The 15,654-nt window shown below is 56.9% G+C and carries 15 protein-coding genes; 7 read left to right on the top strand and 8 right to left on the bottom strand.

The features are described 5' to 3' along the window. Positions 1-64: 64 nt before the first annotated feature. The 5 genes from rpsB to radC all read right to left on the bottom strand — a co-directional run bounded on the left by rpsB (position 65) and on the right by radC (position 5,303). The gene (rpsB, locus tag SELIN_RS09075; protein WP_013506367.1) at positions 65-835 is read right to left on the bottom strand and encodes a 30S ribosomal protein S2; all 771 of its coding nucleotides are present in this window, start codon (positions 833-835) and stop codon (positions 65-67) included. 189 nt (positions 836-1,024) lie between these two features. Continuing rightward, positions 1,025-3,181 carry a ferrous iron transport protein B gene (gene feoB / locus SELIN_RS09070; RefSeq protein WP_013506366.1) on the bottom strand — a complete coding sequence of 719 codons (2,157 nt, stop codon included), beginning with the start codon at positions 3,179-3,181 and terminating at the stop codon, positions 1,025-1,027. Beyond that, entirely contained in the window at positions 3,178-3,432 is a 255-nt protein-coding gene (locus SELIN_RS09065; RefSeq protein ID WP_013506365.1) for a FeoA family protein, read from the bottom strand. Before SELIN_RS09065 ends, feoB begins: the two co-directional genes overlap by 4 nt. Positions 3,433-3,777: 345 nt before the next feature. Beyond that, positions 3,778-4,653, bottom strand: coding sequence for a radical SAM protein (locus SELIN_RS09060; protein WP_013506364.1), 876 nt, complete (start codon positions 4,651-4,653; stop codon positions 3,778-3,780). Then, on the bottom strand, positions 4,653-5,303 hold the full coding sequence (gene radC, locus SELIN_RS09055) for a RadC family protein (protein WP_013506363.1): 651 nt from the start codon (positions 5,301-5,303) through the stop codon (positions 4,653-4,655). The genes SELIN_RS09060 and radC overlap by 1 nt, the downstream gene beginning before the upstream one ends. Before the next feature lie 205 nt (positions 5,304-5,508). Between radC and rpmB the strand changes: the two genes are divergently transcribed. Beyond that, positions 5,509-5,694: a 50S ribosomal protein L28 gene (gene rpmB / locus SELIN_RS09050; protein ID WP_013506362.1), complete on the top strand. Its 186-nt coding sequence runs from the start codon at positions 5,509-5,511 to the stop codon at positions 5,692-5,694. Positions 5,695-6,080: 386 nt separating this feature from the next. Here the strand turns inward: rpmB and tpx are convergent, their stop codons facing one another. Beyond that, entirely contained in the window at positions 6,081-6,581 is a 501-nt protein-coding gene (gene tpx / locus SELIN_RS09045) for a thiol peroxidase (RefSeq protein WP_013506361.1), read from the bottom strand. Positions 6,582-6,624: 43 nt separating this feature from the next. After that, positions 6,625-8,613 (bottom strand): transketolase, encoded by a 1,989-nt coding sequence (gene tkt, locus SELIN_RS09040; protein ID WP_013506360.1) that lies wholly within the window; start codon positions 8,611-8,613, stop codon positions 6,625-6,627. A gap of 247 nt (positions 8,614-8,860) precedes the next feature. Here tkt and SELIN_RS09035 point away from each other — a divergent pair, with 247 nt between their 5' ends. The 4 genes from SELIN_RS09035 (at position 8,861) to SELIN_RS09020 (ending at position 12,998) form a co-directional block, all read left to right on the top strand. Then, positions 8,861-10,096, top strand: a complete 1,236-nt coding sequence (locus SELIN_RS09035) for a TraB/GumN family protein (RefSeq protein WP_013506359.1) — start codon at positions 8,861-8,863, stop codon at positions 10,094-10,096. A gap of 54 nt (positions 10,097-10,150) precedes the next feature. Beyond that, positions 10,151-11,155 carry a class 1 fructose-bisphosphatase gene (gene fbp, locus SELIN_RS09030; protein WP_013506358.1) on the top strand — a complete coding sequence of 335 codons (1,005 nt, stop codon included), beginning with the start codon at positions 10,151-10,153 and terminating at the stop codon, positions 11,153-11,155. 2 nt (positions 11,156-11,157) lie between these two features. Beyond that, positions 11,158-12,147 carry a tRNA (adenosine(37)-N6)-threonylcarbamoyltransferase complex transferase subunit TsaD gene (gene tsaD / locus SELIN_RS09025; RefSeq protein ID WP_013506357.1) on the top strand — a complete coding sequence of 330 codons (990 nt, stop codon included), beginning with the start codon at positions 11,158-11,160 and terminating at the stop codon, positions 12,145-12,147. A 68-nt stretch (positions 12,148-12,215) separates the two neighbouring features. Continuing rightward, positions 12,216-12,998, top strand: coding sequence for an SIR2 family NAD-dependent protein deacylase (locus tag SELIN_RS09020; protein WP_013506356.1), 783 nt, complete (start codon positions 12,216-12,218; stop codon positions 12,996-12,998). 10 nt (positions 12,999-13,008) lie between these two features. On the opposite strand, the gene SELIN_RS09015 is transcribed toward SELIN_RS09020, so the two are convergent. Next, entirely contained in the window at positions 13,009-14,229 is a 1,221-nt protein-coding gene (locus SELIN_RS09015) for a PAS domain-containing sensor histidine kinase (RefSeq protein WP_013506355.1), read from the bottom strand. Positions 14,230-14,435: 206 nt separating this feature from the next. Here SELIN_RS09015 and SELIN_RS09010 point away from each other — a divergent pair, with 206 nt between their 5' ends. Beyond that, complete coding sequence (locus SELIN_RS09010; RefSeq protein ID WP_013506354.1) at positions 14,436-14,705, top strand: helix-turn-helix transcriptional regulator; 270 nt, start codon at positions 14,436-14,438, stop codon at positions 14,703-14,705. 343 nt (positions 14,706-15,048) lie between these two features. After that, on the top strand, positions 15,049-15,615 hold the full coding sequence (locus SELIN_RS09005; protein WP_013506353.1) for a hypothetical protein: 567 nt from the start codon (positions 15,049-15,051) through the stop codon (positions 15,613-15,615). The last annotated feature ends 39 nt before the right edge of the window (positions 15,616-15,654 follow it).

Here is a 15,654-nt window from a genome sequence, read left to right as displayed (position 1 = left end):
TCCTGTGTAAGACGTAATCAATGGTAGTATTGGGAACAGCGTGAGATATTTCCGGGGAAACACCTCAGGCGTTTTCTGTTTCCGTTTCCTCAGTGGTCTCTTCTGCTTCCTGCTCGTAGGCGGCATCACCGGAATCAGAAACATCCTGCTGATCCAGCTGGGAGTTGCCTTCCAGGATAGCGTCGGCAATCTTGGTGCAGATCAGGCGGATAGCGCGGATAGCGTCATCGTTACCGGGGATGGGGAAATCGATGTAGTCGGGGTCGCAGTTGGAGTCGACGATGGCAATGGTCTTGATGCCCAGGTTGCGAGCCTCCAGAACCGCATTATGCTCATTTTTGGGGTCAATGATCACCATGACATCGGGAATCTTTTCCATGTCACGGATACCGCCCAGGTTGCGCTCAAGCTTCTCGCGCTCTTTCTCCATACGGCTGGCTTCCAGCTTGGAGTAGCCAGGATAGCCTTCTTCAGCCAGGGCACTCAGGTTCTTCAGACGCTCAACGCGTTTCCGAATGGTGCCGAAGTTGGTGAGCAGTCCGCCGAGCCAGCGGTGGTTGATGAAGTACATGCCACAGCGCAGAGCCTCTTCCTTTATGGAATCCTGGGCCTGCTTCTTGGTGCCGACAAAGAGAAACTTCGCTCCGCCACGGGCGTCCAGGCGAGCTTCGTCATAGGCGCGCTTGAAAAGCTTCAGGGTCTTCTGCAGGTCGATGATGTGGATGCCGTTACGTGAGCTGAAGATGTAGCGTTTCATCTTCGGGTTCCAGCGGCGGGTCTGGTGACCAAAGTGGACACCGGCTTCAAGCAGTTCTTTCATGGTAATAGTCGGCATAAAATCCTCCGTTTTTTCCTCCGCACTCCTGTACCCATAAGGGCACGGCGATATCTGAAGTGCGTGCGTTTTTGGCAAACCAACAATTTATACACAGGTTTCGCCGCAAATGCAAGGGATGAAGGGGAATTCTTGCAGGTGAAGAAAGAGGACACGCAGGAGCACCGTTTTCAGCGCTCCCGCGTGAGATCAGAAGAGCCGTGAGGCTACCTGGTAAAAGGCTATGGCCAGGCTGAAGGCCAGAATCGTATTGAAGGCCAGGACAAAGAGCGCCCAGCGCCACGAGGATTCACGGGCCATGACGATGACGGTAACCATGCAGGGGGCATAGAGCAGGACAAATATCATCAGGCTGATGGCGTTGGCCGTCCCCCAGTGGGGATCGCTGGCCAGACGCCCCGAAAGTGACGCAGCGGAATCAGGATCCACATCACCCAGGGAGTAAGCGGTGCCCATGGTGGAGACAATGACTTCCTTGGCAGCAAAGCCGCCGATAAGGGCAATATTGCTGCGCCATTCAAAACCAGCCAGGGAGGTCAGCGGCTCAAGTGCGGTGCCCATGCGCCCTGCCAGGGAGTTGCGCAAAGCTGCCTCCGCCTCGACATTGTCAATTTCCAGCAGCAGATCACTGAGGGATGAGTGGTTGGCAAATGTCTGTTCCACACTGGAGCGCTGCATCTCAAAATCTGCTGTAACCTCCTTGGGCAGCAGCGGAAAGGTCATGGCAGCCCACAGGAGAATAGCCACAGCCAGGATCACGGTTCCAGCTTTTTTCACATAGGCCCAGACGCGATCCAGGGTGTGAATGAGAACGCCTTGCAGTGTTGGCATGCGATAGGGGGGCAGCTCCATGACGAATGGCGTAGGATCACCGGCAATGATAGTTGAGCGCAGCAGACGGGCCACCAGCAGCGCCATTACCCAGGCAAAAAGGGTAACGCCAAACATGACGGCGGCTCCATGCTGAGGGAAAAAGGCTGCCACCACCATCAACATGACGGGAATCTTAGCGCCGCAAGTCATAAACGGTGCAACGGCAAGGGTTGCCAGTTTCTCTTTGGGGCTGCGCAGGGCACGGGTGGCCATGATGCCGGGAACAGCGCACCCTCCGGCGATGCCGCCGGATATGATCAGAGGGAGCACGGAGCATCCGTGAAGGCCAAAATACTGGAATACGCGATCAAGCATATAGGCCATGCGCGCCACATAGCCCGAGTCCTCCAGGAAGGAGAGCAGCAAAAAAATAATCAGGATAAGAGGAACGAAGACCAGCACGCCGCCCACGCCGTCGATGATTCCGGAAACCAGCAGGGACTGCAGCAGTCCATCGGGTACACTGGCGCCCACGGTTTCTCCCAGCCAGCCAAAAATGTCTTCAATCCAGCCCATGGGAATTTCTCCCAGCGCAAAAGTCGCCTTGTATAAGCCGTAGAGAACACCCAGCATGATTATCGGGCCGAGAAGAGCGTGGGTCAGAACGGTATCAATGCGCTGGGAGATGTCCATACGCTCACGCCGCGATGCGTCGCGGTTAATGACACCACCTTTGAGCAGGCCGGTGATGTATCCGTAACGGTAGTCAGCGATGAGTTCTTCCGGTGAAGCCAGCAGGGTCTTTTGGCAGTGATGCGCCAGCTGGGCAACCAGAGATTTCAGTTGGGTATCAATGGCAGAGTTGATCCGCAGGCCTTCATCCATCAGTGCGCTGTCAGATTCCAGGTATTTCAGGGCTACCCATCGCGCGGGATAATGGGAGGTGAGAAAGGCATTTTCCTCGATAATGCTGATCATGACTTCCAGCACGGGATCTATGTCGGGGCCATAGGAAAATACCAGCGGCTCCCATGCGCGATTCTGAAGGGCCAGTGCCTCCTGGAGCAACTGATCCTTGCCTTCTCCGGTGCGTGCTACCGTGGCAACCACCGGCATGCCCAGCAGCGAAGAGAGACGCTCAATATCAATGGAGATGCCGCGTTTGCGCACTTCATCCATCATGTTCAGTGCCAGTACAACGGGCACACCCAGTTCGAGAAACTGCACCGTCAGGTAGAGATGGCGCTCCAGGCTGCCGGCATCAAGAACATTGAGGACAGCATCGGGTTTCTGGCGCACCAGGAAACGACGTGCCACCAGCTCCTCCTGGGAATAGGCGCTCAGGGAGTAGGTTCCGGGAAGATCAACGATGCGCAATGTGTTCTTTTGAAAGTCAATGACACCCTCGAGGGTATCAACCGTTACGCCGGGATAGTTGGCCACATGCTGCCTGGCGCCGGTTATTGTATTGAACAGAGTGGATTTTCCGGCATTGGGATTGCCGGCCAGGGCAAAAACCGGTGATCGCTTCACAGATCACCCCCGTCGCAGAGCTCCACCTGGATAAAATCCGCCTCGCGGTTGCGCAGGGTCAGGGTGAAGTCGCGCAGACGCAGCGCGACGGGATCCTTCAAGGGAGCCCGCCCTACCACTTCAAACTCAGTTCCGCTGACCAGGCCCATGTCGCGGATTCTGCGGCCAAGTTCTCCACTGGCGGTGACCCGCACGATTTTCCCCCTCTGTCTGACCTGCATCTGACGAAGATTCATTACTTGCTGTGACATGAAACACCCGCATGTGAAAGAAGTGCAGCCTGACTCATGCTCTCAAAGGCTTGGTGGAGAAAGGAAAGCCCGTAAGGCGAGTGCTGAGATGTGAGTTATAGCTGAGCGCAATAATCAGGTCAATGCATATTCATGGCAGCTAACAGGCTGCTGGAAAACCCCCATCTGCGGCGTTGCCCGCTGTCGCGTGTCATTGCAACGTACGGGGAGTACGCTTCATTCCACGCTCCGCGAGCGCCTTGCACCTGAGCATTTTCAATTGCCTGCGTGTTCTGAAGTACTTCAGCAAGCTGTTAACAGGGCAATGCTGCGGAGAGAACAGGAGTAAAGGTGCATGAAATGGTGTCAGAGTTCCTCGTAGAACTCGGGCACCGTGTCGTAGGCTCTGCTCTTCAGCAGTTTCTGCCGGTGCGCTTCAAGTCCGCTCAAAAGCCGTTCGCGATCACGGGGGAGGGTGCCGGAAAGGTCAACCAGATTGGAAATGTGATTGGCGCGGAAGATGATGTTCTTCCCCTTGATATGCTGAATCAGCGTGATGGTCTCTTCGGCCAGGGAACCCCAGGTGGGCTGTTCCAGCTGCTCAAACAGGCTGGTGTTGCGTCGCAGGAAAAGGGTCAGCAGGCTGAGATAGCGAGGATTGACCTGATTGACCCAGCGGGCCGTATCCAGGGCGTGTTCGCGCGCAAGGCGTCGGCCGCCGCCGCCCAGCACCACCATGACGCTCAGGGCGATTCCCTGTTGTTGAACCACCTGACAGAGGCTGGCGGCCTCGGCAGCGCTGCCGCCTTTGTTCATGAGCTCCAGCACTTCCTCATTGCCGCTCTCCAGGCCGAAATACAGAAGTGAAAGTTTACGCTGACGCAGCTCGCGCCACTGCTCAGGTGTCTTGGCGCGCAGGGCCTTGCGCCCCACATAGGCGCTGATCCGCTGAAGTGCGGGGAAATGGGCGTTGAGGGCATCCAGGATCGGGGTCAGTTTTTCAGTGGGGTATATGGTCGCATCGCCATCAGCCAGGAAAACGCGGCGAACCGTAGCGGCGTAAGCTGCGGGAATGTTTTGGATTTCCTCCAGCACCGTCTCCAGGGGCTTCATGCGAAATCGCTTGTCCGTATACATGCCGCAGAAGGTGCAGGCGTTATGGGAGCAGCCATGGGTGATCTGGAAAATCAGGGAGCGGGCTTCACTGGGGGGGCGATAGAGGGGTTGCGAGTAGGTGAGCATCAGAGGTAATTACACTCCTTAAAGCTGACTTCACCCTTGGGCGAGATGATGATGTGATCCAGCAGGGGAATGCCCAACAGTTCACCGGACTGGCGCAGGCGTCGGGTGATGTTGTGATCCTCCTGGCTTGGCTCGACACTTCCCGAGGGGTGATTATGGGCGACGATAATGGAGGCAGCCCGATCCGTCAAGGCATCACTGAACACTTCACGGGGATGAACGAGACTGGCGTTGAGGGTGCCGATGGTGACAATGCGGCGCTGCAGAACGCAGCCGGCACCATCAAGGGTGATAGAAAGGAAGTACTCCTGCTTTTTATGGCGAAACTCCTCCAGCAGGTGGATGACGTCGCGATAACTGCGAACCGTGGCGCCGGTGGCGCTGTAGAGGCGTCTGCCCATCTCAATGGCTGCCAGCAGCTGGCAGGCTTTGGCCTGACCGATGCCGTTAATTGCCAGAAAGTCATCCTGGCTGACGGTCATGCCGTTTTTCTCCATGGCCCTGGCAACAAGGCGGGAAAGTTTCATGACATCCATTTCCCGCGTGCCGCTGCCCAGGAGAATGGCCACCAGTTCATGGGTGTCAAGGGAGCGGGCTCCCCGCGCCAGAAGCTTTTCACGTGGCCTGTCAACGCTCTCCAGATCTTTCACGGCCAGTCCTCCATTCTTGTGAAGAATATTTAAGACTAACTTATACGATAAACGCGAAAGACGCCAGCTTCGAGGTGTCGTTGCCATGAAAAAGTATGCTGTCTGCAATTTCCCATTGGATTTTCAGGAGGAGCGTGGTAGTATTCTGCGTTTTGTAAAAACTCAGGGAATCATAACAGTTATCTTATTGCGGAGGATATACATCATGGCCAGAAGGTGTGAGATCTGCGGCAAGCAGCCTCAAGTAAACAACAATGTCAGCCACGCCAACAACAAAACCAAAAAGCGCTCACTGCCCAACCTGAAGTCACAGGAACTGACAGTGAACGGCTTGACCAAAAGGGTGAAGATCTGCACCTCCTGCATTCGCACCCTGAATAAGGTCAGCTGACGCACGCATCTCATGGACGCAAAAAGGCCGCGGTTTCTGCCGCGGCCTTTTTGCGTTGGTCAACGGGAAGTACCCAGAACTCTCGCCTGTTCTGGAGATCCGGCAGCAGGCTGCTCAAAGAGCCCCATCTTTGCGTTGCCTGACCCCTGCCTCCCTGCAGTGCTGCCGGACCACTCACTTCCTGTGAGTGTCCCGTTCGGGTCTTGCCAGCCAGGCGTCGCACTCACCGGACGGGCTCAGGGGGAACGGTCTGCTTTTGTCTTTCCCGTCATTCCAGCATGGCATAAGGGTTGGTGCCGACAACCTGCCGTTATTTGGTCTCGCTAAAGTGCCAACAAAAAAAGAGGCTGCGGAAAATTCCGCAGCCCCTTTTCATATCAATCGGGTTACTTCAGGGTCGCCAGCGCCTTGTCGTAGTCGGGTTCCTGGGTGATCTCAGGAACCTGCTCGGTGTAGAGAACCTTGCCGTCAGCGCCAACCACGACGACTGCGCGGGAGAGCAGTCCGGCCAGTGGACCACTGGTCATGCGCACTCCATAGGCTTCACCAAAAGAAAAATCACGCATTTCGGAGAGGGTCACCACGTTTTCCAGTCCTTCCGCGCCGCAGAAGCGGTTCAGGGCGAAGGGGAGGTCACGGGAGATGCACAGGACCAGGGTGTTTTCCAGGGAGGAGGCTTCCTGGTTGAAGCGGCGTACCGATGCGGCACACACCCCGGTGTCGACACTGGGGAAGATATTCAGAACCAGGCGCTTGCCAGCAAAGCTCTTCAGGCTGGCGTCACTGAGGTCCTTTTGCGTCAGGCAGAAGTCAGGGGCTATGCTGCCTGCAGCGGGCAGATTCCCTTTGGTTTCAACGGCGTTACCTTTAAGTGCGATCTGGGCCATAACAGAACCTCCATTGAGAGTTATTCGCAAAATAAGCGGGAGCTTACAATGACGCGAGCGATTTGGCAACCATTTCAGTAGTCAATCCGAAATGTTTTTCCAGATCCTTGGCTGGCGCGCTTTCACCAAAGGTGTCAACGCCGATGGCCACACCCTGCAGGCCGATATACTTGTACCAGCCGGAGGTGGAAGCGGCCTCGATTGAAGCGCGGCGCGCCACAGAGGGGGGCAGTACTTCGTCACGATAGGAGGCGGGCTGTTCATCGAACAGTTCACAGCAAGGCATATTGACCACGCGCACCCCACAGCCTTTGCTGTTCTCCAGTTCAGTGGCCACATCGAGGGCCAGCTTCACTTCCGAGCCAGTGGCGATCAGAATAATTCCCAGAGTGCCGTTCTCGCGGCGCAGGATATACCCGCCACGGGCGAAATCGCCCCCGCTGCCGTAGTAGGTGGTCGTTACAGGTTCCAGATCCTGGCGGGTCAGGCACAGGGCCGTGGGCCGCTGGGACTGCAGGGCAAACTGGAAGGCCCGGGCGGTCTCACCGCCATCGGCGGGGCGCAGTACCAGCAGGTTGGGGATCAGGCGCAGCGAGGGGATATGCTCCACGGGCTGGTGGGTTGGGCCATCTTCACCCAGATAGATGGAGTCGTGGGTGTAGATAAACATGGTACCGATCTGCTGCAGGGCGGCGAGGCGGATGGCGGCCCGCTGGTAGTCGGCAAAGCTCAGGAAGGTAGCCCCAAAGGACTTGATGCCGAAGAGCTGCATGCCATTAGTGATGGCTCCCATGGGGAATTCACGCACACCAAAGGGGATGCTGCGGCCACGGTGGTTCTCCCGGGTATAGTCGCCCACCTTGTCCAGAAAGCCGGTGGTGTTGTTGCTGGGCTCAAGGTCGGCGGAGCCGCCGGCGAAGGCGACAAAGCTGTCGGCAGCGGCTTCCAGCAGCTTGCCGAAGGCCTTGCGGGTGGCCATTTTCTGATTGAGGTCGGGGAAGTTGATGGCGGGTACCACGCCACGGGCGAACTGATCGAAGAGGCTGGCGAACTGCGCGTTGCCGGACGCCTGCTGCACTTCCTGTTCCCAGGACTTACGGCCCTGGCGCAGTGCGTCGAAGCGGCGACGGAAAAACTCCAGCGCTTCGGTGGGCAGGAAGAAGGCCTGATCGGCCGGAATGCTCAGCTTCTCCTTGGTGGCGGCAATTTCCTCATGGGGCAGGGGCGAACCGTGGGTCTCTTCGGAGCCCTCCATGGTGGCGCAGCCACGGGCCATGATGGTATGGCCGATGATAATGGTGGGGCGACCGCTGTTTGACTTGGCCTGGCGGATAGCCTGGTCGACAGCCACCTGGTCGTTGCCGTCAATCTCCAGGACATTCCACTGGAAGGCGCGGAACATCTGGGCGATATCGGTGCTGTCATTGCGGGACACTTCGCCGGAGATCTGGATCTTGTTGAAGTCGTAGAAGACGATCAGCCGATCAAGACCGTAGTGGCCGGCCAGCTGGCAGGAGCCCAGGGCCACTGGTTCCTGGATGTCGCCGTCACCACAGATGACGTAGGTGTAGTTATTGACGACCTTTTCCCCCAGATAAGCGGCAGCGATATTGGAGGCCAGAGCCATGCCCACCGCCATGGAAATTCCCTGTCCCAGGGGGCCGGTGGTGGCTTCGACGCCGGGGGTCAGGTGGGATTCGGGGTGGCCGGGAGTCTTGCTGCCCAGCTGGCGGAAGCGCTTGAGCTCGTCCATGTCCAGGTAACCCTGCAGGTGCAGCAGGCTGTACAGCAGCATGGACTCATGGCCGGCAGAGAGAACGAAGCGGTCGCGATTATACCAGCGGCAGTCGTCGGGATCATAATTCAGGTGTTTCTGAAAGAGGGTGTAAGCAAAGTCCACCGAGGAAAAAGCACCACCCGTATGGCCCGAATTGGCATTGCGCACGCCATCCATTATCAGGCCCTTGATGTAATTGGTGAGTTGTTGCTCTTTCTGGGGTTCGCTCAGGGAAGAAAAATCTGCCGCGCTCATGGAATCTCCTGTATAGTGGGAATAACGGGGAATTACCCAGCAGACTTCTAAAGTCTGTGCAGAAAAGCCACTGGGGATGATGGCGGCACTATACATGAAGCGCAGACAGAATTAAACCCGCCGATGCACTTTCCGCAAAGAATTCCCCATATTCCGTTCGGCGTTTTTTTGAAAAAAAGCTCGGCAAAAGCGCCCTCAATGGGTATCATGTCGCCTACACAGTCTATAAAGGTGAAAAACGAATTTCATGGAACACACGTCCGACAACCCTGAGAATCAGCAGCTCTCCGAAGCCCAGCAAGACGCCTTACGACAATACTCAGATCTGGAAGTCCTGACATACCAGGGGAAGACGCTCTTTCTGCTGGGAACCGCCCATGTCTCGCAGCAGAGTGTTGATACGGTGCGCGCCGTCATTGCCGCCATCAAGCCGGATACCGTGGCCGTGGAGCTCTGCCCCTCCCGCTATCGCGCCCTCTTTGAAGAAGATCACTGGCAGAATATGAATATCTTCCAGGTGCTGCGGGAGGGCAAAGCCACTGTCCTGCTGGCAAACCTCATTCTCTCGTCCTTCCAGAAACGCATGGGAGCCCAGCTGGGCGTGAAACCCGGCCAGGAGATGGTTGAGGCCATTCGCAGTGCCCAGGATAACGATGCCCGGTATATTCTGGCTGACCGCGAAGTGCAGCTGACCCTCAAGCGCGCTTGGGGCAGCGCGGGAATCTGGGGTCGCATGAAGCTCATCAGCACCCTCATTGCCAGCCTCTTTGCCCAGGAGGAACTGACCGAGCGGGATCTGGAAAAGATGCGCAATCAGGATATGCTCAGCGAGATGCTGGAAGAGTTTGCCCGCCACTTCCCCCGCCTGAAAACCACCCTCATCGATGAACGGGACCAGTATCTTGCCAAAAAAGTGGTTGAAGCTCCCGGGAGTGTCATACTGGCGGTTGTGGGCGCCGGCCATCGCCAGGGCATGCGTCGACTCATCGAAAGCCAGCAGGTGGAGGAACTCTCATTAAGTCAGCTGAACACCGTTCCGAAACCATCGCCGGTGTGGAAGTCCATCAAGTACCTGATTCCCGCCATTGTCATCGGCATCATCGCCTATGGTTTTTTTTCTTCATCGGCTGAAGTCTCCTGGACCATGATTCAGTTGTGGGTATTGGCGAATGGCGTCCTGGCTGCTCTGTTTGTGAGCTTTGCCCTGCCCCACCCCATAACCATACTGACCGCTTTTGTGGCTGCTCCCCTCACCAGCCTCAACCCCACCATAGCCGCCGGCTGGGTGGCGGGCCTCATGGAAGCCTGGCTGCGCAAGCCCAAGGTCTCGGACCTGATGAACCTCTCCCAGGATGCCATCTCCCTGAAGGGGTTCTGGAAGAATCGCATAACCAAGATCCTGCTGGTGGTGGTGTTCGCCAACGTGGGCAGCAGCATCGGCACCTTTGTGGGCATACCGCTGATCGCCAGCCTGCTGCGGTAAACAGGAGCCGCGCCCTGGCGCAGACAAAAATGATTTTTTTCAGGAGAAGAGAATATGCAAGGACCCATGAACCTTACCCGCTTTATCTACGAAACCCAGAAGGCCTTTCCCACCGCCACCGGTGATTTCTCCGCCATCCTCAACCAGATTGCCCTGGCGGCCAAAATCGTGTCTTTGGAAGTCAACCGCGCCGGTATCATGGAAGATGTCCTGGGCTATCAGGGAGAAGTCAACGCCTCCGGTGACGCCCAGAAGAAGCTCGACGTCATCGCTGACAACGTCTTTTTCAATGCCCTGGAACATATCGAAAAATTCTGCATCATGGGCTCCGAGGAGAATGAACAACCGGTCAAGCTGCCCGCCCAATACAAAAAAGGCCGCTACGCCATCCTCTTTGACCCCCTGGATGGCTCCAGCAATATCGACTTCAACGTCAGTATCGGCACCATCTTCTCCGTCTACCGTCGCGTGACCCCCGAAGGTGGCGATGGAACCCTGCAGGATCTGCTGCAGCCCGGCTACAAACAGGTTGCCGCCGGATACGTGCTCTACGGCTCCAGCACCATGATGACCTTTACCACCGGCCAGGGCGTCAACATGTTCACCCTGGACCCCCAGATCGGTGAATTTATCCTGACCCACCCCGATATCCGCATTCCCGACACCACAAGATACTATTCCATTAACGAAGGCAACTCCGCAAACTGGGACGAGAAACTGGCCGCCTATGTGGACAGCCTGAAAACCACGGACAATATCTATGGCAAAGTACTGTCGGGTCGCTATATCGGCTCCATGGTGGCCGACGTGCACCGCACCCTGCTGGGTGGTGGATTCTTCGCCTACCCCTCCGACCGCATCAACACCAGCGGCAAACTGCGCCTCATGTACGAAGCCAATCCCATGGCCATGATCATCGAACAGGCCGGCGGGCGGGCCATCTACGGCGAAGGCGACATTCTGGGCATCATCCCCCGCGCCCTGCACCAGAAAATCCCCGTCTACCTGGGGTCGAAACGGGACATCGACGCCCTGCAGAAAGCCGTGTTCGGGAAATAGCCTTGGCCCTCATACTTGCCATTGAAACCTCCTGCGACGACACCTCCGCCGCCGTGGTGGACACCAGCTACCAGGTGCTCTCCAACGTGGTCAGCTCCCAGGAGAAAACCCACAGTATCTATGGCGGCGTGGTACCGGAAATTGCCTCGCGCCTGCACTACGAAGCCATTGACACCATTGTCGCGCGGGCGCTGGAGCAATCCCATATCGCCCTCGACAGCATCGACGCCATCGCCTGCACCCGCTGCCCCGGCCTGCTGGGCAGCCTGCTGGTGGGCGTCAACTTTGCCAAAGGGCTGGCCTGGCAGTCCGGCAAACCCCTCATCGATATCCACCATATCGAAGGCCACCTGCTGGCCCCCCTGCTGGAGCATCCCCTGGAGTTCCCCTTTGTGTGCTGCGTCATGAGCGGCGGCCACACCAGCATCTACCGCGCAGACGGCTTCGGCGACTACCACCTGCTGGCCCGCACCATTGACGACGCCGCCGGTGAAGCCTTTGACAAAGTCTCCAAGATGATGGGCTTCGCTTACCCCGGTGGCCCCGTCATCGACAAACTGGCCCAGCAGGGCGAACCCACCATCAGGTTCACTATCCCCCGCATCAAAAATAACCCCGTGGACTTCTCCTTCAGCGGCATGAAAACCGCCGTGCTGAATCATATCCAGCAGAATCCCGACTATGAGCCCGCTAACGTGGCCGCCTCGTTCCAGCACACCATTGCCCGCTATATCGTCGAACGGGTTATGGAGCTGTGCCAGCGCGAAGGCATCAATCGCCTCGCCTTCTCCGGCGGCGTCAGCGTCAATTCCACCATCCGCGCACTGGCCCGTGAGCAAGGGGAAAAGCACCATATCCACACTTTCTTCCCCTCTCCTCGCTACTGCACCGACAATGCCGCCATGATCGGAGCAGCCGCCGTGTATCGCTATGCCAGGAGCGATTTTACCCCGCTGGATGAGATGAAGCCCCTGGCGAATTCGGTGTTGTGACAGGCGGCTGAGAAACGCCGCAGATGGTAGCCGCCTGTCCTTTTGCCAACTGCCTGCAGGAGAAACTTATGGAACACACCACTTCCATCAACACCATCGCGCGCCACATCAGTGAGTCCCGGCGCATACTCTTTATCACTGGCGCGGGCATTTCCGCCGACTCGGGCCTGCCTACCTATCGCGGCCTGGGGGGCATGTATAATGACAACCTCACCGAGGATGGCATTCCCGTGGAGCAGGCTCTGGCAGCCAAAATGCTGAAGATCGATCCGTCAGTGAGCTGGAAGTATCTCATGCGCATTGAGGAGAGCTGTCGCCACGCCACCTTCAACCGGGCCCATGAGGTCATCGCGCTGCTGGAGCAGCACAAGCCGGACACCTGGGTGCTGACCCAGAATATTGATGGCTTCCACCGCCAGGCGGGCAGCCACAATCTGGTGGAAATTCATGGTCGCTACACTGATCTGCGCTGCATGGACTGTGACTTCAAGCAGAGCGTGGAAAACTACGCTCACTTCACCGACTTCCCGCCCCGCTGTCCTCAGTGCCACGAGGGCATTCTGCGTCCCGGTGTGGTACTCTATGGCGAGACCCTGCCCATGGGCGACATTGTCACCATCCAGCACCAGCTGCGCCTGGGCTTTGATATGGTCATCACCATCGGCACCAGCAACCAGTTCCCCTATATCACTGAACCGGTTTTGCAGGTGAAAAGGCGCGGAGGCGTCACGGTGGAAATTAACCCCCAGCCGACAGTGCTTTCCGATGTGGTGGATCACTTCCTGCCCCTGGGAGCGGCTGAGGCCATGGAGCGCATCTGGCGCGCGGTGGAACCGACTCTTGGAGGGTGAAGCGCTGGTGTCACCGGAAGAGGGTTGAGGCTGACAGCTCCGCAGCATCTTTCCGGCGAAGTGGCAGTCGCAGGTGAAAGCAGGCGCCATGTCCACTGTTGCAGGCACTGATGGTGCCGCCCATCTGCTCAATGATCGTGCGGCTCAGGGAGAGTCCGATGCCGGTCCCGTCATGTTCCTTGGTGGTCACATAGGGCTGAAAGAGGGCATCGGGAAGGAGATGGCGGGGAATGCCACCGGCGTTATCGCGCAGGGTGATCAGCGCATGCTGCTCACCTGAGTTGATACTCACGGTGATCCGACGTCTGGCAGGAATTCCCCTTTCCAGGAATGCCTGGCGGGCATTGTTGAGGATATTCAGAATAACCTGCTGGAAGTGGTTGCGCACTCCGGCAACGTGAAACGGCTGGCTGGGCTCCAGTAATACATCTACATCATCGTAGCGCAGCTGCTCACGCATAAGTGCTATGACTGCGGTGATACTTTCCCCGACTTCAAAATATTCGCTTTGGGCCTGCGGCCTGAAAAAATCACGAAAGTCGTCGAGGGTTCTGTTCATGAATTCTACGTGTTTCAGGATATCGGCGACAGTGCTTTCAATGCTTCTGCCATCCCAGCTGACGCGCTCTGCGTCCCTGGGCAGGCACTGCGCGAGAATCGCCAGATTATTCAGGGGCTGTTTCCACTGATGGGCAACAGCGCCCATCATGCTGCCGATCTGTGCCATTTTGCTTTGCTGGAGAACTCCTTGCTGCTGTTCCCACGGAACGCTGTCATGGAGGGTTTTCACTATGGCAATCGCGATGGATTGTCCATCCATGCGGATGCGTCGTATGCGAACAGCTCCCCGGAAGCTGTTGCCGTCGGCACGTCGCAATTCGGCTTCGAAATCGCGTGTGGCGCATGGGCACTCAGTGATATCTACATGGAAACGCGCCGAGTAGTGCGGATGGCACAAGTCAAGAGGACTGAGGGACAGAAGCTGCTCCTGTGAACTGGCGAAAAGTTCACAGGCCGGACCGTTGATGGCCACAAGATTTCCCGGCTTATGGCAGTTTTGGGCAATGTAGGCAAAGGACGCCTCGGGGAGGGCTTCCAGGAGGCCCGCAAGGGCGTGGTTGCGCTCTCGGATACGCTGCTTTCCTTTGCTGAAGAAACGGCCCAGAGCTTGCCATGCATGCTCTGGCAGATACTTGCGCAATCGACTGTTGTTTGTTTCCCCTGATATCATGGGCCAATTCTTTTCTCATTTTCAGACAGAATGCTGCAGGAAAATGCTTTCTTTTGTCTGGTTAAAATTCTGTAACACTCTGGAGTGGTCTATTTTTCTCTCTGATCTGATGCGGTATGGCGCATGGTATTTCACCAAATTTTCGTTTTGTAAAATACAATATATCCTAAAATGGGATATGCCTCAATACCCCCTATAATTTTCTGATGAAAAGAAATACGTGGAACCCCCAGTATCATGTTCTTCGACAGGCCCTGAAACAGATGCGCCTGGATGCCGAGCTTACCCAGGCACAATTAGCTGTGCGGCTGGGCAAGCCCCAGAGCTTTGTGGCCAAATACGAAAATGGCGATCGGAATCTTGACTTTCTGGAGGTGCTGGATGTGTGCCGTGCGTGTCACCGCTCGCCCCAGGATATCCTCAGGTGCCTGGAGCCCCAATCCTCCCCGGCAAACGTCCTGTGCAGAGAATCCTGATTCCTTAGCCCTGAATGTTTCCTGGGTGGCCGGGAAGATCGGGACCAGCGTAGTCAGTTATGGTTCTCACCTGATTGTGTCATTGAGCCCCATCAGCGCGCAGTCTGACGAAAAGTGTCAAATTTAAGTTTTGCTTTTCATTGTTTCGGCTTTTATTCTTTTCCAGAATCGGTGCCGCGCAGAAGCATGGAGGTGCCAGCCCACGGAATGTTCGCGCTGTGGCACGGCTGTTGTTGCATGATTGGCGTACGGTGGCTTTCTGTGCAACTTTTCTTGTAAATCCACCAAACAGGTTCTGGAGATGATGGTGTTTGGGCAAAAATCAATTGTGATCAGGCGCGTCATGCGACTGGTCTTTGTGGTACTGATGTTTTCCGCACTGACACAGCCTTCCACAGCGCAAACCCGTGAAAGCTCTGGACCGGGACTGCTTGTCGGGCTGCAGCTGAACATGATTTACGAGCACGAACCCTTTGGGGGGCGGGATCCCTTGGGTTTTGAGCTTGGCGGGGTCTGGCTGATGCTGTCAAAGTTACCTGATCCGCTCTTCTACGCATCGGTGGAACCCCGCGTGACCTTCTTTTCCAACAGCAGTGATGCCGAAAATTTTGAACGTCAGCGCAACGAGGACGGTGAGCGCATCTGCTGGGACAGGCGAAGGGAGCGGGAGGTGGATGACCGGCGCTGCCGCTTTTTCAACGAGGAGGAGTATTCGGCTCTGCTGGAGACGGGCGTCTTCCTCGACCGGCTCATTGGTGTGCCCGTGGGCATTGGTGCCGGATATCGCCTGGGGGGCAGCCTTGAAGGCACCTACTACTCCATCACCTATGGGGGTGGAATCGTGCTTCGGGGGAATCGCGATTATATGCTCCTGTCGTTCACTATTCCCCTTGCTGGTGGAGCGCGCTGAAATGTACTGTACCAGGCAGGGAGAGGAAAATGCTCAGGC

The sequence above is a fragment of the Desulfurispirillum indicum S5 genome (genome assembly GCF_000177635.2).
Classification (GTDB): Bacteria; Chrysiogenota; Chrysiogenetes; order Chrysiogenales; family Chrysiogenaceae; genus Desulfurispirillum; species Desulfurispirillum indicum.
This window is presented reverse-complemented; position numbering and strand designations above follow the sequence as displayed.

Excerpts from the sequence above, each read along its gene's own strand:
- rpmB (WP_013506362.1), top strand. The coding sequence starts at position 5,509 with ATGGCCAGAAGGTGTGAGATCTGCGGCAAGCAGCCTCAAGTAAACAAC.
- fbp (WP_013506358.1), top strand. The coding sequence starts at position 10,151 with ATGCAAGGACCCATGAACCTTACCCGCTTTATCTACGAAACCCAGAAG.
- tpx (WP_013506361.1), bottom strand. The coding sequence starts at position 6,581 with ATGGCCCAGATCGCACTTAAAGGTAACGCCGTTGAAACCAAAGGGAAT.
- tkt (WP_013506360.1), bottom strand. The coding sequence starts at position 8,613 with ATGAGCGCGGCAGATTTTTCTTCCCTGAGCGAACCCCAGAAAGAGCAA.
- SELIN_RS09010 (WP_013506354.1), top strand. The coding sequence starts at position 14,436 with ATGAAAAGAAATACGTGGAACCCCCAGTATCATGTTCTTCGACAGGCC.
- SELIN_RS09020 (WP_013506356.1), top strand. The coding sequence starts at position 12,216 with ATGGAACACACCACTTCCATCAACACCATCGCGCGCCACATCAGTGAG.
- rpsB (WP_013506367.1), bottom strand. The coding sequence starts at position 835 with ATGCCGACTATTACCATGAAAGAACTGCTTGAAGCCGGTGTCCACTTT.
- SELIN_RS09060 (WP_013506364.1), bottom strand. The coding sequence starts at position 4,653 with ATGCTCACCTACTCGCAACCCCTCTATCGCCCCCCCAGTGAAGCCCGC.
- SELIN_RS09015 (WP_013506355.1), bottom strand. The coding sequence starts at position 14,229 with ATGATATCAGGGGAAACAAACAACAGTCGATTGCGCAAGTATCTGCCA.
- SELIN_RS09005 (WP_013506353.1), top strand. The coding sequence starts at position 15,049 with ATGCGACTGGTCTTTGTGGTACTGATGTTTTCCGCACTGACACAGCCT.
- SELIN_RS09065 (WP_013506365.1), bottom strand. The coding sequence starts at position 3,432 with ATGTCACAGCAAGTAATGAATCTTCGTCAGATGCAGGTCAGACAGAGG.
- SELIN_RS09035 (WP_013506359.1), top strand. The coding sequence starts at position 8,861 with ATGGAACACACGTCCGACAACCCTGAGAATCAGCAGCTCTCCGAAGCC.